Source organism: Pseudomonas sp. LBUM1672 (genome assembly GCF_059695655.1).
This window is the reverse complement of sequence record NZ_CP166781.1, coordinates 3,285,197-3,304,968: the sequence shown is the minus strand read 5'-3', so window position 1 is coordinate 3,304,968 and position 19,772 is coordinate 3,285,197. Positions and strand designations below refer to the sequence as shown.

Sequence of the window (19,772 nt, the reverse complement as noted above, 5' to 3'; positions counted from 1 at the left end):
CTCTTATGAGTGTTGTTACGCCAGCTGGCGCTTAGGTTCGAACGGCAGAAATGAAGCTTTGGGTGCGCGGGTTTTGCGGACTTATTAGTATTTCTTCGGGGCTTCCAGCCTCCACGATCTGCCCGCCGTCCATGAACACCATGCGGTTGGAAACCTCACGGGCGAAGCCCAGTTCATGGGTGACGACGATCATGGTCATACCGGTTTGCGCGAGGTCGCGCATCACCGACAGCACCTCACCGACCAGTTCCGGGTCGAGTGCCGAAGTGGGTTCATCGAACAGCATCAGCTTGGGACGCATCGCCAATGCACGAGCAATGGCGACGCGTTGTTGCTGACCACCCGACAGCTCGATCGGGTAGCTGTCGCGCTTGTCGGCCAGGCCGACGCGGGCGAGCAGTTCCAAGGCTTCTTCGTGCGCCTCTTTGGGCGAACGCTTGAGCACCTGGCACGGCCCTTCGATGATGTTTTGCAGCACAGTCATGTGCGGGAACAGGTTGAAACGCTGGAACACCATGCCGGTGGTCAGGCGTTGACGGGCGATCTGCGACTCGTTGAGTTCGTGCAGTTTGTTGCCGACGACCCGGTAGCCCACAAGTTCGCCGTCGACCCAGAGGCCGCCCTTGTCGATCTTTTCCAGCTGATTGACGCAACGCAGCAAGGTACTTTTGCCGGAGCCGGACGGGCCGATGATGCACAGCACTTCGCCTTGCTCGACTTCGATGTTGACGTCCTTGAGCGCGTGGAACTGGTCGTAATACTTGTTCAGGCTCACGGCCTTGACGATGCTTCTCATGTTCGACTCCTCAAGAACGCTTGCCGGCGCCGCGAGCGAAACGACGCTCCAGACGGCTTTGACCGAAGGACAGCACGGTGACGGTGGCCAGGTACCAGATACCGGCGACGATCAGCAGCTCCATCACGCGGGCGTTGGCGTAGTAGATGTTCTGGGCGTTGTAGAGCAGTTCGGAGTACTGGATGACGCTCGCCAGCGAGGTCATTTTCACCATGCCGATAAACTCGTTACCGACCGGCGGAATGATTACGCGCATGGCTTGCGGCAGGATGATCCGGCGCAACGCTTGCAGGCGTGGCATGCCGATCGACTTGGCGGCTTCATACTGTCCGGTGTCCACCGACAACAGCCCGGCACGCACCACCTCGGCGGTGTAAGCGCCCTGGTTGATGCTCAAACCGAGCAGGGCGGCCACGAACGGCGTCATCAGGCTCACGGTGTCCATTTCGAACAGACCCGGGATGCCGATGGTGGGGAAGATCAGCGCCAGGTTGAACCACAACAGCAGTTGCAGAATCAGCGGCGTACCGCGAAACAGCCAGGTGTAGGTCACTGCCACATAACGCAGGATCGGGTTGGCCGACATGCGCATGATTGCCGTGATGACCCCGAAGACGATGCCCAGGGCCATCGCCAGCACCGCCATGACGATGGTGTTGAGCAAACCCCACATGATCGCTTGCGAGGTGAGGAACTGGCCGATGTACGACCATTCGATCTTACCTTCGGCGAAGGCCCGCACCAGCCCGAGAATCGCAATGACGATCACGGTGGCGAAGAAAATCCGCCCGTAGTAACGCCGGGGGACGTGGTGGTACTGGGTGATGTCGAACTGGTTTTCCGCCAGTTTTCGCTCCCGCTGGAGTCGTTCTGCCTGAGTCTGGCTCATGTTGTTTCTCCGTACACTGTTCTTTCAAATCCAACACAGATCCTTGTGGGAGCTAGCCTGCTAGCGATTGCGGTGTGTCAATCAGCGAATGGTTGTCAGACAGAGCCAAATCGCTAGCAGGCTAGCTCCCACAGGGTTATGCGTGGCGGCCGTTAGAGTCGGAAACCCTGATAGTTCTCGGTCCACTCGTGCTGCGCGGCAAGGGCGGTTTTCAAGCGCCCGATCTGCTCGCGCACCTGCTGCGGCGCGGTGCCGCCCCAGCCACTGCGCGCAGCGATGGCGGCTTCGAGGGTCAGGCTGTCGCGCACTTCCGGTTTGAGGCGCGGGTCGATCTCGGCCAGCAGCGCCGGGGAGGCCTCCCACAGTTCGATATCGTGTTTCTCGCAGGCCTGGACCAGCGCACCAGTGATTTCATGCGCTTCCTTGAACGGCACGCCGCGCACCGCCAGCCAGTCAGCAACTTCAGTGGCGAGGGTGAAGCCCAGTGGCGCTTGACGACGCAGTTCTTCGACGTTGACCTTCATGGTCGCAACCATTCCGGCCATGGCTGGCAGCACCAGCAACAGGGTGTCGACGCTGTCGAGCACGCCGTTCTTGTCTTCGCTCAAGTCGCGGTTGTACGACAGCGGCAGGGATTTCAACGTCGACAGCAAACCGGTGAGATTGCCGATCAACCGGCCAGCCTTGCCCCGGGCCAGTTCGGCAATGTCCGGGTTCTTCTTCTGCGGCATGATCGAGCTGCCGGTGGCGTAGGCATCGTCCAGCGCGACCCAGCGAAATTGCCGCGACGACCACAGGCAGAATTCTTCGGCGAGGCGGGAGATGTTGATCCCGAGCATGCTGGCGATAAACAGGAACTCGGCGACGTGATCGCGGCTGGCCACCGCATCGATGGAGTTTTCGCAGACGCCGCTGTAGCCCATTTCCTTGGCCGACTGCTGTGGCAGGCGCGCGATGGCGGAACCGGCCATGGCCGCTGCACCGAGTGGTGACAGCGAAGTGCGATTGTCCCAGTCCACCAGGCGTTGCACGTCACGCAGCATCGATTGCGCGTGGGCCAGCAAGTGGTGAGCGAAGACAATCGGCTGGGCCTGTTGCAGGTGAGTGAAACCCGGGCAGATGCTCTCGATGTGTTGCTCGGCCTGATCCACCAACGCTTGCTGCAAGGCCAGCACTTCAACGGCCAGGGTGCGCACGTGATCGCGCAGGAACAGACGCAGGTCGTTGGCGGTCTGGTCGTTACGGGAACGCCCGGCGCGCAGCTTGCCACCGAGGGCGCCGAGGCGTTCGGTCAGCAGGCGCTCGATGAAGGTGTGGACGTCTTCGTCATCCAGGGTCGGCGCGATGCTGCCAGCGCGGAAGTCATCGCCAATGCGCTGCAGCGCATCGAGCATGGTCAGGGTTTCCTGCTCGCTCAACAGTCCGGCGCGTTGCAATTCACGGGCATGCGCTTTGGAACCGGCGAGGTCATACGGGGTGAGGCGAAAGTAGCGCTCAGGGCAACGGGACAAGGCCGCCAGGGCTTCGGACGGGCCGCTTTTGAAGCGCGCACCCCAGAGACGGTCGGTGGTTTGAGACATTGTTGTTTTCCTCGTCGGTAAAGCGAACTGAATTCGGTGTGCAAGGCCTTGAACACTCGCCGGAAATTATTCGGGCGTGGTTAGGCCAAAGCAGGTTTCAAGAGGGCAGTTGCATCGTTGCGAGAGCTGATCGAAGTGTCAGCTTTTAATAGTTCGGAATCAGTGAGTTGGCACTGAAGTACGGGGATTATTAGCGGTTGCCAAGCCTGGTTTTCTGTGGTCATTATTATTTACCAGCACTGTTTTTGTTGTTGGACACAGAGTGTTGAATAGGGCGCCAGAGGTAAATAAGCATTATGGAAACCCCACTTTCCAATTCCGGAAACCCGCCGCTGAAAACGTCGCATCGCGCGCCGCTGACCCTCAGTGGGCTGGATTTCAAACTGCTCAAAGTGTTCAAGGCCGTGGTCGAGGCCGGCGGTTTCAGTGCGGCCCAGAACGAGCTGAATGTGGGGCTGGCGGCCATCAGCAAACAGATCTCCGACCTTGAAATCCGCATCGGCATGCGCCTGTGCACCCGAGGCCGGGAAGGTTTTCACCTGACCGAAGAAGGCAGCCTGGTGTATCAGGCGTCCATCGACTTGTTTGCCTCGGTCGACAACTTTCGTGATCGGCTTAGTTCAGCGCAGAATGAACTTGTCGGTGATCTGGGTGTGGGGGTTATTGACAATACAATCTCTGATGCTCATTCGCCGTTAGTTACTGCACTTAGAAGGATGAATGAAGAGTCGCCTAAAGTAAGGTTTCAACTTCAGGCTTCGCAACTGGATGAAGTTGAAAGAGGCGTGGTCGAGGGGCGGTTAGTGGCGGGAATCGTCCCGGTTTATCAGAAGCGTGAAGAGTTTGATTACTACGCGCTCTATGAAGAACGCTCGGAGGTTTACTGCGCGGTCGGCCATCCCTTGTTCTCGGTGCCGGACGCCGAAATCGGCAGCCATATGCTCAAGGATTACGAGTTCATCAACCACCGCTACGCGATTCATCGCGACAAACTGAATTTTGCCCACTACGACAGTTTTTCCGCGTCGGCGACCCAGGTGGAAGCCGTGGCATTGTTGATCAAGACCGGGCGCTTCCTGGGCTTTCTGCCGCAGCATTACGCCGCATCGATGGTGGCTCAGGGGCAATTTCGCGCGGTGCGCCCGGACCTGATCAGCATCGTCACGCCGTTCAATCTGATCCTGCGGCACAACACCGTGCGCAGTCCGCTGGTCAAGGCGTTTGCGCGGGCGTTGGGTGTGGATCTGAAGGCGCCGGTCTAAGGTTCAAATGCATCGCACAACGGCGTTCGCCGGGTAAACCGTGGGCCACTTCGTTGTTCAATACTGCTGTTAAACGTGGGCTCAGTTGTGCCGGGCTCAATGTTTCAAAGCCCATGCGCTGATAAAACGGCTGATTCCATGGCACATCGCGAAACGTGGTCAGGGTCAGACCGTGTAGTTCTCGATCCCGGGCGCATTCAATGGTCGCTAACAGCAACTTTCGTCCAACGCCGCGGCCTTGAAAGAGTTGGCTGACGGACAGTTCCTGGATATGCAGTTCGTTGTCGATTTCAACCGCACTGACAAATCCCATCAGTGCGCCATCGGCGGATTCTGCCACCCAAACATCTTCCTGCTCGATTGCCTGTTGATGGTGTACGGCATTAGGCACCGGAGCATCGGCGAGCCAGGCCAGTGAAGGGTCACAGCGAAACAGCTCCGCCGCCGAACGCTCGATGGCGGGGAGGGCGGCGGCGTCGTCAAAGTGCGCGCGGCGGACAATAAAATTCATGCGCGGCACTGTAGCAGCTGCCGAGCAACGCGGCTGCGTTCGGCTGCGAAGCAGTCGTGAAGTCAGGCACCGCGGTTTATCAGGTGAACCGCATGCGCAGGTTTTACGACGACTGCGTCGCCGAACGCAGCCTCGCGGTGCTCGGCAGCTGCTACGGGGCTAGCACAACGCAATCAAGCAACCACCTGAGCCGCCGGCCATTGCTGATGCGGAATCGGCAACTTGCGCGACTCACCACGCCCCATCGGGAAGTACAGAAAACCATTGCGCGCCAGGCGTTCAGCGTCGTACAGATTGCGTCCGTCGAAGATCACCGGCGCATTCAGCCGCTGCTGGATCAGATTGAAATCCGGCGCCTTGAACTGCTGCCATTCGGTGCAAATGACCAACGCATCGGCGCCGGCCAATACCGATTCCGGCGTACCCATCAGCATCAACTTCGACTCGTCGGGATACAGATGCTGGGTTTCCTGCATGGCTTCCGGGTCGAACGCCCGCACGCTGGCGCCGGCGGCCCAAAGCGATTCCAGCAGCACCCGGCTCGGCGCATCGCGCATGTCGTCGGTGTTGGGTTTGAAAGCCAGCCCCCACAGCGCAAACGTCTTGCCGCGCAAGTCGCCCTGATAGAACGCATTGATGCGCTCGAACAGCTTGTGCTTCTGCCGCTGGTTGATCGCTTCCACCGCTTGCAGCAGATCGCTGGAGCAGTGCGCCTCTTCGGCGCTGTGGATCAATGCGCGCATGTCCTTGGGGAAACACGAGCCGCCATAACCGCAGCCGGGGTAGATGAAGTGGTAGCCGATGCGCGAGTCGGCGCCGATACCCAGGCGCACCGATTCGATGTCTGCACCCAAGTGTTCGGCCAGTTCGGCGATCTGGTTGATGAAGCTGATCTTGGTCGCCAGCATGCAGTTGGCCGCGTACTTGGTCAGCTCGGCGCTGCGCAGGTCCATAAACATGATGCGGTCGTGGTTGCGGTTGAACGGCGCGTAGAGGTCACGCATCACGTCGCGCACCTCATCACTTTCGCAGCCAATGACGATCCGGTCCGGGCGCCGGCAGTCCGCCACGGCCGAGCCTTCCTTCAGAAACTCGGGGTTGGAGACGATATCGAACTGCAGCAAGCGGCCGACCTTGATCAGGCACTTGTCGATATGCGCGCGCAAGGTGTCGCCCGTGCCTACCGGCACCGTGGATTTCTCCACCAGAATCACCGGCTGCTCACGGTGCCGCGCTACCGCTTCGCCCACCGACAGCACATAGCGCAGGTCCGCCGAGCCATCGTCCCGGGACGGTGTACCGACGGCGATAAACAACACCTGACCATGCTGCACCGCGAGTTTTTCGTCGGTGGTGAACTGCAGCCGCCTGGCTTCCAGGCTTTCACGCACCAGACTGGCCAGACCCGGTTCGAAAATGCTCACGTGGCCTTGTTGCAGCAACTCGACTTTCTTCTCGTCAATGTCCATGCAGACCACGTCGTGGCCGACTTCCGCCAGGACGGCGGCTTGCACCAGGCCAACGTAACCGCTACCAAATACACTGATTTTCATGAGGCACTCCTGAGTTCGGGCGCGCGAGCTGGACGGGTGTTGATGGTGATGACCCCGAGCATGACCAGGGCCACCCCGAGGCTTTTTGAAAGGCTGAACGTTTCGTTGAACAGCGGCAGGCTGGCCGCCAGCAGATACACCAGCGCGTAGCTGATGCTCAGCAGCGAATAGGCCCGGCCCAGCGGCACATCGCGCAGGGCGGCGAGCCAGCAGAGCATTGAAAGGGCGTAGGCCAGGATCGCGCCCAGAACCACGGCGACCGCCGTCGGATCGATACTGGAAGTCAGTAAATGTTCTGGCGACGGCAGGCGCGTCATGCTCCAGCGCATGCCCAACTGCGCCGCGCTGCCGAGCAGTACGCTGCCCATGGCGAAGGTAGTTCCGCGACGCAGGCTCATGCGTGTTGCCCCAGCAGCATCACGCCGCCGATCACCAGCGCCACGCCCAGCCAGTGCTGGCGGTCGACGGGTTCGTGAAAGACAAAGCGGGCGATCAGGGTGATCAGTACAAAATTCAGGCTCAGCATCGGGTAAGCGATGCCGACTTCAAGGCGCTGCAACACCAGCAGCCAGACCAGCAAGCCTGCACCCAGCGCTGCGAGTGCCAGCCACAACCACGGCGAACGCAGTTTCTCGCCCCAGGCCGACGGCTTCGCGCGCCAGCTCTCGACGGCGAACTTCTGGGCGATCTGGCCCAGGCAGGTCAGCAGGCACGCGGCCAACAGCAGGAGCAGGCTCATGACGCACCCTGAGGAAAGATCAGAATCACCAGATTGCCTTGTTCATAGCGTTTGCCATCCTTGGGCAGGCGTTCGATTTCTTGCAGCTCGTCCTCACCCTTGACCCGCATCACCACGCCGACCGAGCCGCTCTGCCGGGCGTTGCGCATCCATTGCTGAACCTGATCGGGATCGACGCGCTGCTGCACCGAGTCAGGATAAGCAAGGCCATATTTCAGTTCGCCTATCGTGTTGTACAACGCCACGTCCGGGCGCTTCAGGCGCCAGGCCAGGGCGGCCGCAGCGCCGAGATCGTTGCTCAGCAGGCGGTCGGTCTGCCCGAGTTCCCGGGCATGTTCGCGGATGAATTGGTCGGGCATCTTGTTGGCCACTACCGAATCGGGCAGCCCGGCGGGCAGCAGCCCGATCAGCAGCAGGCTGCCGAACGCCGGCGCCGTCCAACATTGCAGGGGTCTGAAGGCTTGCAGCAGGTTGGCCATGATCCAGCCGATCAGGCCGATGAACACCAGCATCAGGTTGTGCAGTTCATGGTCGTAAATCGGCTTTTGCAGTTGCAGATAGACCAGGATGAACAGGGTGGTCAGGCCCAACAGCAGGTTCAGCAAGCCGTTGATCCCAAGGGCCCGACCTTGTTCCAACTGCAAGCGGTCGGCGAGCGCGTGGCCCAGCAACAACGCCAGTGGCAGCAGGCACGGCAGGATGTAACTCGGCAACTTGCCGTTGCTGAGGCTGAAAAACAGCAGCGGCATCAGCAACCACAACAACAGGAACCCGATGGGGGCCTGCGCGCGGGTGTGCCATGCCTGCTTCAAAGCGGGAGGCAATAAACCCACCCACGGCAAACTGAAGGCGACCAGCAACGGCAGATAAAACCACCACGGCGCATCATGCTGGGCATCGTCGCCAGCGAAGCGACGGATGTGTTCGTGCCAGAAGAAGAACCGCCAGTAATCGGGCTCCCGGGCGTGAACCGCCAGCGCCCACGGCAGACTCACCGCGATAGCCACGACAACCGCCAGCGACCCGTAGACCAGCAGCTCACGCCAGCGTTTTTGCCAAATCATGAAGGGCAGGGCGATCAGCACCGGCAGCAACCAGGCCAGGAAACCCTTGGTCAGGAAACCCATGCCGCACGCCAGTCCCAGCACCGCCCAGCCGATCAGGCGCGGGCCACGGCGGACACTGTCCAGCGCAAACCACAAAGCGACCAGGCTCAGATTGACCCAAAAAGTGAATTGCGGATCGAGGTTGGCATAGCCCGCAGCGCCAGCAATGACGGTGAAACTCATGTACAGCAGCGCACAGGCAAAGCTCTTGCGCGGTTCGTTCCACAGTCGACGGGCGATCAAGAAGCACAGCACCACGCTCAGGCCAGTGCTTAGGGCCGAGGCAAAGCGCACCCCAAACAGGTTCTGACCAAATAGCGCCTGACTGGCGGCGATCATCCAGTAACCGGCTGCCGGTTTTTCGAAATAACGCACGTTCATGAAATGCGACGACACCCAGTCGCCACTCAGGAGCATGCCCTGGCTGATTTGCGCGTAGCGGGTTTCGTCGGGGATCCACAAGCCATGGCTGCTCAATGGCAGCAGATACGCCAACAGAAAAATCCCCAGCAGCAGCGGCAGTGCCCAGCGTTGACTCATACGCCTTGCACTCCCAGCCAGCCTTCCCGGCCTTCGAGCGTGCCGCGCACGACACGGCCTGTTGGCAAGGTGTCGAGGGCTTCGGGCAGCAAATCGCCCAAAGGTTTGAAGCCGATGCCACGCAGGCGCGCATCGGCCAGCAGTCGGCGGAAATCGTTGGCCATCAGAATCCCTTCTACTTCGGCATGAACCGTATACACGTTGAGTTTTTCGGGGGTGAATCGATCGAGAGTGAAACTGTTGAAGTCCTTGGCTGCGACGGTCGGGCCCACCACTTCATCGAAGGTCGGCAGGTCCACCGGAATCTGCGGCGTTCCCAATCCACCCCCAGCCAACGTCGGCCGGAACAGGCATTGGCCACGACAATCGCTGTTGTAGCGAAAACCGAAGGCTTGCTTGGCTTCGATCACACGCTCGTCCGCGCGCCAGCCGGCAGACGCCGAGCACTCGATTTTTTGCCCGAGGATATCGCTGAGGCTGTCCACGCCCTGGCGGATCTGTTCGATCAATTGCGCGTCGCTCCAGCGCCCGGCATTGGCTTGCCAGCCATGGTGATCCCAAGCGTGCAGGCCGACTTCATGGCCGGCATCCCGGGCCTGACGCATCAGGTGCCCGAGGTCGCGGCCGATCGGTTTGCCTGGCCAGGCGGTGCCGGCCAGCAGAATGTCCCAGCCATACAGGCTGGCGGCGTTGGACCGGAGCATTTTCCAGAGGAATTGCGGGCGGATCAGGCGCCACAGATGGCGCCCCATGTTGTCCGGCCCGACGCTGAAGAAAAACGTCGCCTTGACCTGCGCTTCATCGAGGATGTCCAGCAGCCGCGGCACGCCCTCACGGGTGCCTCGGTAAGTGTCGACATCGATTCGAAGGCCTGCCTGCATCAGCATGCCTCTTTTGAAGAGCGCTCCGCTTGCTCGAACATGGCCTCGCGCAAGAAGAAATCCAGCGTGTTGCCGATGGTCTCGCTCATCTCCACCGTTGGCGTCCAGTCCAGCAGGCGCTTGGCGTTGGCGATGCTCGGTTTGCGATGGGACACGTCCTGATAGCCGGTGCCGTAGAAAGCCTTGCTTTCCACGTCGCGGAAACCGGCGAACGGCGGGAAGTTGCCACGCAACGGGTGCGCTTCGAACTGACGCAACAGCTCTTCGCCCAACTGGCGGATGCTGGCCTCGTTGTCGGGGTTGCCGATGTTGATGATCTGACCATTGCAGGCATCGTTTTCGTTGTCGATGATCCGGGCCAGCGCTTCGACGCCGTCGGCGATGTCAGTAAAGCAGCGTTTCTGCTCGCCGCCGTCGAACAAACGAATCGGCGTGCCTTCCACCAGGTTGAGGATCAATTGAGTGATGGCCCGGGAGCTGCCGATCCGCGCCGAATCCAGACGGTCAAGACGCGGGCCCATCCAGTTGAAAGGCCGGAACAGCGTGAAGTTGAGGCCTTTCTGGCCGTAGGCCCAGATCACCCGGTCGAGCAATTGCTTGGAGATCGAATAGATCCAGCGCTGCTTGTTGATCGGGCCGACGACGAGGTTGGAGCTGTCTTCGTCGAAGTTCTGGTCCTGGCACATGCCATAGACTTCGGAGGTGGAAGGGAAAATCACGCGCTTGTTGTATTTGACGCAGTAGCGCACCAGTTTCAGGTTTTCCTCGAAGTCCAGTTCGAACACCCGCAGCGGGTTGCGGGTGTATTCGATCGGCGTGGCAATCGCCACCAGCGGCAGGATCACGTCACACTTTTTGATGTGGTATTCGATCCACTCGGAATGAATGCTGATATCGCCTTCGACGAAGTGAAAACGCGGATGGCTGCGCAAGCGGTCGATGGCATCGGAACCGATGTCGAGGCCGTACACCTCGTATTTGTCGTCACGCAGCAGACGCTCGGACAAGTGATTGCCGATGAACCCGTTGACGCCAAGGATCAGCACCCGAGTGCGACGCGGCGCGCGGCCAGACTCGGCACCACGCAACACCGAACCCTCGACCAGCCCCAGTTCGTTGGCCAGTTGCGGCCCGCTCAGGTAAAAGCCGTTGTCGTTGCGCTGGCCGGCGCTGATCACCAGAGAGTCTTCGCCACAGGCAATGCGCAGCGGATTGACGCTGATAACCCGCCCCGGCGCCAGGCCTTCATTGCCCTTGGCGACTTTTGCGCTCCAGACAATCAGCTTGTGCTCACCCACGGCGCAAAATGCGCCCGGGTAAGGCTGGGTGACGGCGCGAACGAGGTTGAACAGTTCTTCGGCCGGTTTTTGCCAGACCAGTTTGCCATCGGCCGCGGTGCGACGACCGAACACCGTGGCTTGGGATTCGTCCTGCGCGGTTTCGCTGATTTGACCCGCGAGCAACGCCGGCAAGGCATCGCGCAGCAGGTCGATGGCGGCCACGCGCAATTTGCCGTGCAGGCTCAGCGCCGTGTCGCTGCGTTCAATGGCCACCCGTTGCTGAGCGATGATCGCGCCGGCGTCGGCACGTTTGACCATACGGTGCAGGGTCACGCCGGTTTCGGTTTCACCGTTGACCAGCACCCAATTGGCCGGCGCGCGACCGCGGTAGCGCGGCAGCAACGAACCGTGCAGGTTGAATGCACCTTTGCGCGCCGTGGCCAACAGCGGTTCGCTCAGCAGGTGGCGGTAGTAGAACGAGAACAGGTAGTCGGGATTGAGCTGGCTGATGCGCTCGATCCACAGCGGGTGATTGGCATCTTCCGGGGCGTGAATCGGGATGCCCTTGCGCGCGCACAACTGCGCAACGGAGGCGTAAAAGGCGTTTTCCTTCGGATCATCGGCGTGGGTAAACACCGCAGCGATGTCGAAGCCCGAGTCGAGCAGGGTTTCGATGCCGGCACAGCCGATATCGTGATAGGCGAAGACAACAGCTTTTGCGCTCATGAGAGAACCTGATCGGAAGAAGTGGAAGTGAGGCCGTCAAAGGTGAGAACCGGCGCCGGGGGGGCGGGTTGGCTACGCAGGACCTTCTCGACGAAAAACCGGGGGCGGGCGCGGACGTCGCTGTACATACGGCCCAGGTATTCGCCCAACAGGCCCATGCCGATGAATTGCCCGCCGGTGAACACGAACAGCACGGCGAACAACACGAAGGTGCCGTCGCCGGCCCATTCGGCGCCGAACACCAGGCGCAGGATGATCAGCGCGGTGGCGAACGCCACTCCCAATCCGGCCATGGCGAAACCGACGATGCTCAGCAGGCGCAGCGGTGTGGTGGTCATGCAGGTGATCAAGTCGAACATCAAGTTGACCAGGCGCATGGGGCTGTACTTGGATTCGCCGTGTTCGCGCTCGGCGTGCATCACCAGGATTTCCGTGGTGTGCCGGGCGAAACTGTTGGCCAGGATCGGGATGAAGGTGCTGCGTTCGCGGCAGGCGAGCATCGCGTCGACGATGCTGCGGCGGTAGGCGCGGAGCATGCAGCCGTAATCTCTCATGGCGACGCCGGTTGAGCGCTGCACGGCGAGGTTTATCAGCCTCGACGGCCAGCGGCGCAGGGCCGAGTCCTGACGGTTGTTGCGCACCGTGGCGACCACGTCATAGCCCAGCTCGGCCTGCGCCACCAGGCGAGGGATTTCTTCCGGTGGGTTTTGCAGGTCGGCGTCGAGGGTGATCACCACGTCGCCTTTGCACTGCTCGAACCCGGCCATGATTGCCGCGTGCTGGCCGTAATTGCGGTTGAGAATGACCGCCACCACCGGGCTGCACTCGCGATTGGCTGCGTCCTCGAGGATTTGCGCGGAGTTGTCGCGGCTGCCGTCATCGACCAGCACGATTTCATAGTCATGGTGCAGCTGCTGGCACGCCGCTTCGGTGCGCCGCAGTAATTCGGGCAGGCTCTCTTGCTCGTTGTAGACCGGTATGACGATCGACACGCAACGGATCGGATAGGGTTTCACAGGCTGGCGTCCAGGGTGTGTTCAATGGCATCGACGACTCGATTGACGTCATCGGTGGTCATGTCGGGGAACAACGGGATCGAGCAGAGGCGCGCCGAGTTCCATTCAGTGTTGGGCAGGTAAATGTCAGGAAAACGCTGGCGGTACCAGGTGTGCAGATGCGTAGCGATGAAATGAATGCCGGTGCCGATGTTCTGTTCCTGCAAGGACTTCATGAAGGCATCGCGATCCAGTCCGCAGCGCTCGGCATCGATGCGCAGGATGAACAGGTGCCAGGCGTGCCGCTGCGGGTACGTCGGAATGGCCAGCGGTTGCACCGGTGAACCTTCGAGGCGTTGCAGGTAGGTACGCGCCAGCTCGGTGCGCTTGGCGTTGATCGCGTCCAGACGTTCCAGCTGCACCAGGGCAATGGCGGCATTGATGTCGGCCAGGTTGTATTTGAAACCCGGTTCCATCACCTGTGCCTGAGGTCTACGGCCATGGGTCAGTCGGTCGTAGGCATCCACACTCAGACCATGAAACTTGAGCATGCGTACCCGGTTGGCCAGCGCGGTATCGTCGCTGACGAACATCGCGCCCTCGGCGCAGGTCATGTTCTTGATCGCGTGGAACGAAAAGATCGCCGTGCCTTGCGCGCCGACATGCCGACCTTTATAGAAAGTGCCCGCCGCATGGGCGGCGTCTTCGATCACGGGGATGCCGTGTCTGTCGGCCAAGGCGTAAAGCGGATCAAGGTCGAAGGCGGCACCGGCGTAATGCACCGGAATGATGGCCCGGGTGCGCGGCGTGATCGCCGCTTCAATGCTGGCCAGGTCACTCATCAGCGTGTCGCGGTCAACATCGACGAACACCGGTTTGGCACCCAGCAGGCAAATCATGTTGGCGGTAGACACCCATGTCTGGGACGGCGTAATGACTTCGTCGCCCGCACCGATGCCCAAGGCCAATAATGCGATGTGCATGCCGCCTGTAGCCGAAGAAAGTGCAACGGCATGACGGCAGCCGACATAGTGGGCGAATTGCTCTTCCAGTTGCTGGGTTTTCGGCCCGGTAGTGATCCAGCCGGAACGCAGTACTTGCTCTACAGCAGCGATTTCTTCTTCGCCGATAGTGGGGCGGGAGAAGGGCAGAAACGCCTCATTCATAAGAATCTCCGGGCGAACGACGCCCTTCAGCGAAATCGCCGAAAGATGCGTGTTTTCAAGGGTTTGACCACCGGAGCAGGAAGCCATCAATTGACTTTCCGGACCGCGACCGGCAGCGTGACGCCCCACAAGGGTTCGTCGGGTTGATTGAAGGTTATGCCCGATTTTGTAAAAGGAACATGAAAAAACGGTCTTCGAATCGTTTATCTGAAAGTCATACAGCCACTGTTCAGGCTTCTGCCGTTTATCGCGATTTTTAGAAGAATGGTCCTACAGAAGTGTCCCCTTTATATGAACAATGTTTCAATCCTTAGTTGTCTTTACTGAATTGTTTCCACTCAAGGCCGTTTCGTTTGATTGACTTAGCTAATACTGATCCTATTGCTTCAAAGACCAACCCGATGACCGTCTACTTGGCCCGACTGGCGCCCTCCAGTCAGCTGACCATGCGTTACGTTTTGCAGGATGCAGCCGACCGTTTGGGTTTCGAAGACTTGAACGTCGAGGAGATTCCCTGGCATCAACTCCAACCCGACAACGTGATTGCGCTGGTCGCGGCGTTGCGCGAAGACGGGTACGCGCCGAACACCTCTTCGCTGTACGTCAACGCGGTGCGCGGGGTGATGAACGAAGCGTGGCGCATGAGCCTGATCAGCCAGGAACACCTGCTGAAAATGCGTACGGTAAAGGGGATTGCCGGCACTCGGTTGTCCCAGGGCCGCAACCTGCGGCGCTCGCTGATTCAGGAAATGATGGCGGTGTGTGCCGCTGACCCGCGTCCTCAAGGGTTGAGAGACGCAGCGATCATCGGGATTTTGTATGGCTCGGGGATGCGTAAATCCGAGTCGGTGAACCTGGACCTGTCACAGGTGGATTTCAGCGAGCGCAGCTTGCAGGTCACCGCCAAGGGCAACAAACAGTTGATCAAATACGCCCCGGCCTGGGCTTTTGAAAAGCTGCAAGCCTGGCTGGAACTGCGCCGTTCGCACCTCAAGGAAGGCGAGGTGGACGACCCGTTTCTGTTCAACCGCATCCGTCGTGGCAGCCACATCACCCGCGAGCGCATCACCAAGCACGCGATCTATTACATCGCCCGTCAGCGCGGCGCGCAGGTCGGGGTGAAAATCATGCCCCACGATTTTCGGCGTTCGTTCATTACCCGGGTGATCGAAGAACACGACCTGTCGATCGCGCAGAAACTCGCTCATCACAGCAACATCCAGACAACGGCCAACTACGACGTGCGCGACGACAACGAGCGGCGGCGTGCGGTGGATCGCTTCGATCTCTGATGTTCACGGTTCGCTCAGCACATGGGCATGGCCGATGGTCGAGACGTGAACCGCACTGCCAGCGGGTGGCGCGTACATGCCGGAACCGCGCACCATCAATGATCGACCGTGCGGGTCGCCGGCAACGGTAGGCTGCAACTCCACGGTCAGGGTGCAGGTGTTGCCGCTGAAATCCCGCTCGGTCACCACGGCGCGGCACCCGGCGACTTCGATCGGGCTGGGCTGGATGCTGACCAATTGCAGCTGCTCGGGGCGCAGCATGATCTGCGCCGATTTGTTGTTGCGGTGGTTGTTGACCGGAATTCGGCCCAGATCGCAATGAGCCCAGCCGGCCTCGATCCGGGCGGGCATGACCACGGCGTCGCCGAGAAACAACGCGGTCTGTTCATCGTCCGGATAGCGGTAAAGGTCCAGCGGATGGCCCGACTGCACCAGCCGACCGTCGCGCATCACCGCCAGTTGATCGGCGAACGACAATGCTTCGCTCTGATCATGGGTCACCAGAATGGTGGTGACGCCGGCGTCGCTCAGCAACCGCGCGACCATTTTGCGCATGGCGCCGCGAAGGCCGGTATCGAGTGCCGAAAACGGCTCATCCAGCAACATCAAGCGCGGCTGCTGCGCCAGTGCCCGCGCCAGTGCCACACGCTGTTGCTGGCCGCCGGAAAGCTCATGGGGCCAACGTTTGCCCATGCTCGAATCGAGAGCCACGCTGTCCATCAGCTCGGCGACTCGCTGGTGTTTGGCGTCACCCTTGGTCGCCAACCCGAAACCGATATTGGCGGCCACGGTCATGTGCGGGAACAGGGCGCCGTCCTGGGGGACATAGCCTATCAGGCGCTGGTGGGCCGGGACTTCATGGGTGTCGTCCACCAGCGTCTGGCCATTGAGCGACAGCTTGCCAGTGTCCGGAGATTCGAAGCCGGCGATCATCCGCAGCAACGTGGTTTTGCCGGAGCCGGACGGACCGACGATCACCGTTCGGCTGCCGCTGGGCACCGACAGGCTGATGTTCTCCAGGGCTTTAAGAGGGCCGTAGGATTTGTAGATCGAATCGAGTTCCAGAGCGTTCATCGGCCAGCCGTTCGTTTGGATTGGTGATAAAGGAGTCCGGTCAACGGAAGCGACAGCACAATCATCAGCAGGGCATAGGGCGCCGCGGCGGCGTAGTCGATTTCGCTGGTCAGTGCCCAGAAACCGGTGGCCAGGGTGCGCGTGCCGTTGGGGGCGAGCAGCAGGGTCGCGGTCAGCTCATTGGTGATCGCCAGAAACACCAGCGCGGCACCCGCGGCAGCCCCCGGCGCGGCCAGGCGCAGGGTGATCAGCCACAATGCCCGCGCAGGCGAACGACCGAGGCTGCGCGCCATGTTTTCCAGCTCTATCGGTGCTTGCGCAATGCCTGCACGCAAACTCACCAGAGCGCGGGGCAAAAACATCAGCAGATACGCCAGCAGCACCATGACCGTGGTCTGGTAAATCGGTCGGGCGAAATGAATGGTGATGGTGACCAGGGCCAGGGCCACAACGATCCCGGGCAACGAACTGGTGATGTAGTTGCAGCCTTCCAGCCATCGTTGCAGCCGCCCCGGTGAGCGGATCGACAGCCAGGCAATCGGAATGGCAGCGCCGGTGGTGAGGATTGCGCCGCAAATCCCCAGCAGCAGGGTTTGTTCCAGCGCGGGCATCAGTTCGGCCAGGTCCCAGACTTGCGTGCCGCCGGCGATCAGCCATTTGCCAAGGGTGATCAGCGGCACACCGAGTGCCAGCGCGCAGGTGGTGATTTGCAGGATCAATCCGAACACGGTGGCTTGCGCGCCCAGACGCACAACCCGCTGTTCACGAGCGCTGCCGGAACCGACCCGCGCGTAACGCGCTGTGCCGCGAGCGGCGGATTCGACGGTCAGCATCAGCAGGCAACACAGGGCGAGCACGCTGGCCAGCATGTGCGCGGCGGGGCCGTTGAAGGTGGATTTGAACTGATCGAAGATCGCCGTGGTGAAGGTGTCGAAGCGGATCATTGCGTACAAGCCATATTCGGCCAGCAGGTGCAGACCCACCAGCAAGGCGCCGCCGCAGATGGCCAGGCGCAGTTGCGGTATCACCACTCGCCAGAAGATTGCCCAGGGTTTGAGCCCAAGGGATTCGGCGACGTCTTCGATGGCCGGGTCGAGCCGGCGCAAGGTCGCTGCGATCGGCAGGTACAGGAACGGGAAGTAGGCGATCACCGAGACCAGCACCCCGGCAAACAGGCCATGGATCGGTGGAACCAGGCTGACCCACGCATAACTGTGAACGAACGCCGGCACAGCCAGCGGCGCGGTGGCCAACAACGACCAGCCACGCCGGCCCGGCAGGTTGGTGCGTTCGGTCAGCCAGGCCAGGGCCAGGCCAAGCACCACGCACAGGGGAATGGTGATCACCACCAGCAACACGGTGTTGACCAGCAATTCGCCGACACGTGGCCGGAATACCAGCGGCACCAGCGTCGCCCAACCGGTTTGTATCGACACGCCGATGACGAAGGCAATCGGCATTAATGCCAGCAGCGACACCAGCACCGACAAACCGACCACCCACGCGCCCCCGCGACCGGCGAAGATGCCACGGGCGCGGCGTCGCAAGTTGTCGGGTATCGCCGTGGGGATACCCGTTGGCAGGGTTTCAGGCATCACTTAAAGCAGTCCCGCCTGAGTCATCAGCTCCACGGCTTTTTTGCTGTCGAGTTTTGAGGCATCGACCGCAGGGGCGTCGAGCTGCTGCAATGGCACCAGTTTTGGATTGGATTGGGCGTTTTTGCCCACGGCATATTCAAACGAATTGCCGGTCTTGAGAATCTCCTGACCTTCCTTTGCGGTGATCCACTTCAGCAATGCCTGGGCTTGTTCCTTGTGTTGGCTGGACGCCAGAACACCGCCCCCCGAGATGCTGACAAACGCCCCCGGATCCTTGTGCTTGAAGTAGTGCAGGGCGGTGTTCTTGCTGTTCTCACCGGTCTTGGCCTGGTCGCCGAAGCTGTAATAGTGATAGATAACGCCGCTGTCGATCTGCCCGGCATTGACCGCTTTGAGCACCGAGCTGTTGCCACGATAGGCGGTGAAGTTGGTTTTCATGCCTTTGAGCCATTCGAGTGTGGCCGCTTCGCCCTTGAGTTCCAGCACGGCAGCGACGATGGCCTGGAAATCGGCCCCGGCCGGCGAAGCGCCCCAACGACCTTTCCAGGCGGGGGTGGCGAGGTCCATCAGCGATTTCGGCAAGTCCGCTTCAGGCAGTTTGCTCGGGTTATAGACAAACACCGTAGAGCGCGCCGCGATCCCTACCCATTTGCCGTGGGCCGGACGATAAGCCGCATCGACTTGCTCCAGCGTCGTTGGCGCAACCGGTGCAAACAGCCCCGCATTGTCCACCAGCACCATGGCCGGGGAGTTTTCAGTCAGAAACACATCAGCCGGGGAGGCGGCGCCTTCCTGCACGATCTGATTGCCCATCTCGGTGTCGTCGCCGTTGCGCACCGTGACCTTGATACCGGTTTCCTTGGTGAAGCCCTCGACCCAGGCTTTGGTCAGGCTTTCGTGTTGCGCGTTGTAGACCACGATGCCGTCGGTGTCCGCTGCAAACACCTGTCCGGCGCTGAGCAGTGTGGTGGCCAGCAAGGCTGTTTTGAGGAAGGAAGGGATAGGGGGGATCATTCTGTCGGCAGCTCCTGTTCTTGTTGGAAGTCATGCACGTCTATTCGCTGGCAAATCGATGCGAACCGTTTGCAGGGTGTGAGTCGCAGGGAATGTAGAGAGCAAAATGAGAAAATAACGTCAAAGAAACCGTTAATGCATGTCATTTTCATTCAGATTAGCAGCACCTCGGCCCCTTGCCCGATGGATCTGAATCAAACGATGTCATCATTGACTGGATGGGCAGCCTCTTGACGCTCCGCCGGCAGCCTGACTGATAGCCGCGGCCAGACGCTTGACGTTGTTCTGATGCGCCACCACCAATTCATCGATGCTGGGGCCCGAAGGGGTCTGCAAGGTGCTGCGGCAGGTCAGCAGCGTGGCATCGCTTTCGCCGAGGTTGCGCAGGCGCCATTTGACGTCGATCAATGCGTATTGCCCCGGAATTGAGTCGAAGCGCTGCACATCCAGGCGCACGGACAGTTTGCGCTGAGGGTTAGTGTTGAGCAGTTGATCGACCATGGCGCTGCGCAATTCATCCACCAGGCTGGCGGCCCACCATTCGGTTTCGAGTATGGCCAGGCCGCTGTTGCCCTGGCGGATGACGATCTGCGGACGATCAACCTGGGGCGGAACGCTGATGCCTTCAATCTGAATTTCCGCGGCACCACCTCTGGATTGATTTCCCAATTGGGTCGGCATCAGGGTGTGGAACTGGATTGGATCACTGCGGCAAGCGGTGAGCAGTAACAGCGCGGTGACCAAGGTGATTTTCAGCGATAAAGCCATGG

General features: G+C 60.5%; 18 protein-coding genes. 2 read left to right on the top strand and 16 right to left on the bottom strand.

Annotated elements, in window-relative coordinates; translation table 11 throughout:
* Positions 1 to 31: 31 nt before the first annotated feature.
* From ACA053_RS14980 to argH, 3 genes are all read right to left on the bottom strand, one after another.
* Positions 32 to 796 carry an amino acid ABC transporter ATP-binding protein gene (locus ACA053_RS14980; protein ID WP_497392930.1) on the bottom strand — a complete coding sequence of 255 codons (765 nt, stop codon included), beginning with the start codon at positions 794 to 796 and terminating at the stop codon, positions 32 to 34.
* Positions 797 to 806: 10 nt separating this feature from the next.
* Complete coding sequence (locus tag ACA053_RS14975) at positions 807 to 1,685, bottom strand: amino acid ABC transporter permease (protein ID WP_109631694.1); 879 nt, start codon at positions 1,683 to 1,685, stop codon at positions 807 to 809.
* Between the two features lie 152 nt (positions 1,686 to 1,837).
* Complete coding sequence (gene argH / locus ACA053_RS14970) at positions 1,838 to 3,265, bottom strand: argininosuccinate lyase (RefSeq protein ID WP_497311597.1); 1,428 nt, start codon at positions 3,263 to 3,265, stop codon at positions 1,838 to 1,840.
* 296 nt (positions 3,266 to 3,561) lie between these two features.
* Between argH and ACA053_RS14965 the strand changes: the two genes are divergently transcribed.
* Entirely contained in the window at positions 3,562 to 4,527 is a 966-nt protein-coding gene (locus ACA053_RS14965) for a LysR family transcriptional regulator (RefSeq protein ID WP_109631689.1), read from the top strand.
* Here the strand turns inward: ACA053_RS14965 and ACA053_RS14960 are convergent.
* The 9 genes from ACA053_RS14960 to arnB form a co-directional block, all read right to left on the bottom strand.
* Positions 4,478 to 5,038 (bottom strand): GNAT family N-acetyltransferase, encoded by a 561-nt coding sequence (locus tag ACA053_RS14960; protein WP_497392928.1) that lies wholly within the window; start codon positions 5,036 to 5,038, stop codon positions 4,478 to 4,480. The two genes, ACA053_RS14965 and ACA053_RS14960, sit on opposite strands and share 50 nt — an antisense overlap.
* 173 nt (positions 5,039 to 5,211) lie before the next feature.
* Positions 5,212 to 6,591: a UDP-glucose dehydrogenase family protein gene (locus ACA053_RS14955; RefSeq protein ID WP_497392927.1), complete on the bottom strand. Its 1,380-nt coding sequence runs from the start codon at positions 6,589 to 6,591 to the stop codon at positions 5,212 to 5,214.
* Positions 6,588 to 6,989 (bottom strand): 4-amino-4-deoxy-L-arabinose-phosphoundecaprenol flippase subunit ArnF, encoded by a 402-nt coding sequence (gene arnF, locus ACA053_RS14950; protein WP_497392925.1) that lies wholly within the window; start codon positions 6,987 to 6,989, stop codon positions 6,588 to 6,590. The genes ACA053_RS14955 and arnF overlap by 4 nt, the downstream gene beginning before the upstream one ends.
* Positions 6,986 to 7,330: a 4-amino-4-deoxy-L-arabinose-phosphoundecaprenol flippase subunit ArnE gene (gene arnE, locus ACA053_RS14945; RefSeq protein ID WP_497392924.1), complete on the bottom strand. Its 345-nt coding sequence runs from the start codon at positions 7,328 to 7,330 to the stop codon at positions 6,986 to 6,988. The genes arnF and arnE overlap by 4 nt, the downstream gene beginning before the upstream one ends.
* Positions 7,327 to 8,976 (bottom strand): lipid IV(A) 4-amino-4-deoxy-L-arabinosyltransferase, encoded by a 1,650-nt coding sequence (gene arnT / locus ACA053_RS14940; RefSeq protein ID WP_497392923.1) that lies wholly within the window; start codon positions 8,974 to 8,976, stop codon positions 7,327 to 7,329. Before arnT ends, arnE begins: the two co-directional genes overlap by 4 nt.
* Positions 8,973 to 9,857 carry a 4-deoxy-4-formamido-L-arabinose-phosphoundecaprenol deformylase gene (arnD, locus tag ACA053_RS14935; protein ID WP_109631673.1) on the bottom strand — a complete coding sequence of 295 codons (885 nt, stop codon included), beginning with the start codon at positions 9,855 to 9,857 and terminating at the stop codon, positions 8,973 to 8,975. The genes arnT and arnD overlap by 4 nt, the downstream gene beginning before the upstream one ends.
* A complete protein-coding gene (gene arnA / locus ACA053_RS14930) occupies positions 9,857 to 11,863 on the bottom strand; it encodes a bifunctional UDP-4-amino-4-deoxy-L-arabinose formyltransferase/UDP-glucuronic acid oxidase ArnA (protein WP_497392922.1) in 2,007 nt (668 codons plus the stop codon). The genes arnD and arnA overlap by 1 nt, the downstream gene beginning before the upstream one ends.
* Positions 11,860 to 12,879, bottom strand: a complete 1,020-nt coding sequence (gene arnC, locus ACA053_RS14925) for an undecaprenyl-phosphate 4-deoxy-4-formamido-L-arabinose transferase (RefSeq protein ID WP_497392920.1) — start codon at positions 12,877 to 12,879, stop codon at positions 11,860 to 11,862. Before arnC ends, arnA begins: the two co-directional genes overlap by 4 nt.
* The gene (gene arnB, locus ACA053_RS14920) at positions 12,876 to 14,024 is read right to left on the bottom strand and encodes a UDP-4-amino-4-deoxy-L-arabinose aminotransferase (protein ID WP_497392919.1); all 1,149 of its coding nucleotides are present in this window, start codon (positions 14,022 to 14,024) and stop codon (positions 12,876 to 12,878) included. The genes arnC and arnB overlap by 4 nt, the downstream gene beginning before the upstream one ends.
* A gap of 401 nt (positions 14,025 to 14,425) precedes the next feature.
* On the opposite strand from arnB, the gene ACA053_RS14915 reads away from it, so the two are divergent.
* Positions 14,426 to 15,316, top strand: coding sequence for a site-specific integrase (locus ACA053_RS14915; protein WP_497311588.1), 891 nt, complete (start codon positions 14,426 to 14,428; stop codon positions 15,314 to 15,316).
* Between the two features lie 3 nt (positions 15,317 to 15,319).
* On the opposite strand, the gene ACA053_RS14910 is transcribed toward ACA053_RS14915, so the two are convergent.
* The 4 genes from ACA053_RS14910 to ACA053_RS14895 form a co-directional block, all read right to left on the bottom strand.
* Complete coding sequence (locus ACA053_RS14910) at positions 15,320 to 16,390, bottom strand: ABC transporter ATP-binding protein (RefSeq protein WP_497392918.1); 1,071 nt, start codon at positions 16,388 to 16,390, stop codon at positions 15,320 to 15,322.
* Positions 16,387 to 17,985, bottom strand: a complete 1,599-nt coding sequence (locus ACA053_RS14905; protein ID WP_497392917.1) for an ABC transporter permease — start codon at positions 17,983 to 17,985, stop codon at positions 16,387 to 16,389. The genes ACA053_RS14910 and ACA053_RS14905 overlap by 4 nt, the downstream gene beginning before the upstream one ends.
* A gap of 3 nt (positions 17,986 to 17,988) precedes the next feature.
* On the bottom strand, positions 17,989 to 19,002 hold the full coding sequence (locus ACA053_RS14900) for an iron ABC transporter substrate-binding protein (RefSeq protein WP_497311586.1): 1,014 nt from the start codon (positions 19,000 to 19,002) through the stop codon (positions 17,989 to 17,991).
* A 207-nt stretch (positions 19,003 to 19,209) separates the two neighbouring features.
* Positions 19,210 to 19,770 carry a PqiC family protein gene (locus ACA053_RS14895; protein WP_497311585.1) on the bottom strand — a complete coding sequence of 187 codons (561 nt, stop codon included), beginning with the start codon at positions 19,768 to 19,770 and terminating at the stop codon, positions 19,210 to 19,212.
* Positions 19,771 to 19,772: the final 2 nt, after the last annotated feature.

Coding starts and splice junctions, on each gene's coding strand:
- ACA053_RS14960 (WP_497392928.1), bottom strand. CDS start 5,038: ATGAATTTTATTGTCCGCCGCGCGCACTTTGACGACGCCGCCGCCCTC.
- arnA (WP_497392922.1), bottom strand. CDS start 11,863: ATGAGCGCAAAAGCTGTTGTCTTCGCCTATCACGATATCGGCTGTGCC.
- ACA053_RS14900 (WP_497311586.1), bottom strand. CDS start 19,002: ATGATCCCCCCTATCCCTTCCTTCCTCAAAACAGCCTTGCTGGCCACC.
- arnT (WP_497392923.1), bottom strand. CDS start 8,976: ATGAGTCAACGCTGGGCACTGCCGCTGCTGCTGGGGATTTTTCTGTTG.
- ACA053_RS14910 (WP_497392918.1), bottom strand. CDS start 16,390: ATGAACGCTCTGGAACTCGATTCGATCTACAAATCCTACGGCCCTCTT.
- argH (WP_497311597.1), bottom strand. CDS start 3,265: ATGTCTCAAACCACCGACCGTCTCTGGGGTGCGCGCTTCAAAAGCGGC.
- arnE (WP_497392924.1), bottom strand. CDS start 7,330: ATGAGCCTGCTCCTGCTGTTGGCCGCGTGCCTGCTGACCTGCCTGGGC.
- arnB (WP_497392919.1), bottom strand. CDS start 14,024: ATGAATGAGGCGTTTCTGCCCTTCTCCCGCCCCACTATCGGCGAAGAA.
- ACA053_RS14980 (WP_497392930.1), bottom strand. CDS start 796: ATGAGAAGCATCGTCAAGGCCGTGAGCCTGAACAAGTATTACGACCAG.
- ACA053_RS14895 (WP_497311585.1), bottom strand. CDS start 19,770: ATGGCTTTATCGCTGAAAATCACCTTGGTCACCGCGCTGTTACTGCTC.
- arnD (WP_109631673.1), bottom strand. CDS start 9,857: ATGCAGGCAGGCCTTCGAATCGATGTCGACACTTACCGAGGCACCCGT.
- ACA053_RS14955 (WP_497392927.1), bottom strand. CDS start 6,591: ATGAAAATCAGTGTATTTGGTAGCGGTTACGTTGGCCTGGTGCAAGCC.
- arnF (WP_497392925.1), bottom strand. CDS start 6,989: ATGAGCCTGCGTCGCGGAACTACCTTCGCCATGGGCAGCGTACTGCTC.
- ACA053_RS14905 (WP_497392917.1), bottom strand. CDS start 17,985: ATGCCTGAAACCCTGCCAACGGGTATCCCCACGGCGATACCCGACAAC.
- ACA053_RS14975 (WP_109631694.1), bottom strand. CDS start 1,685: ATGAGCCAGACTCAGGCAGAACGACTCCAGCGGGAGCGAAAACTGGCG.
- ACA053_RS14915 (WP_497311588.1), top strand. CDS start 14,426: ATGACCGTCTACTTGGCCCGACTGGCGCCCTCCAGTCAGCTGACCATG.
- ACA053_RS14965 (WP_109631689.1), top strand. CDS start 3,562: ATGGAAACCCCACTTTCCAATTCCGGAAACCCGCCGCTGAAAACGTCG.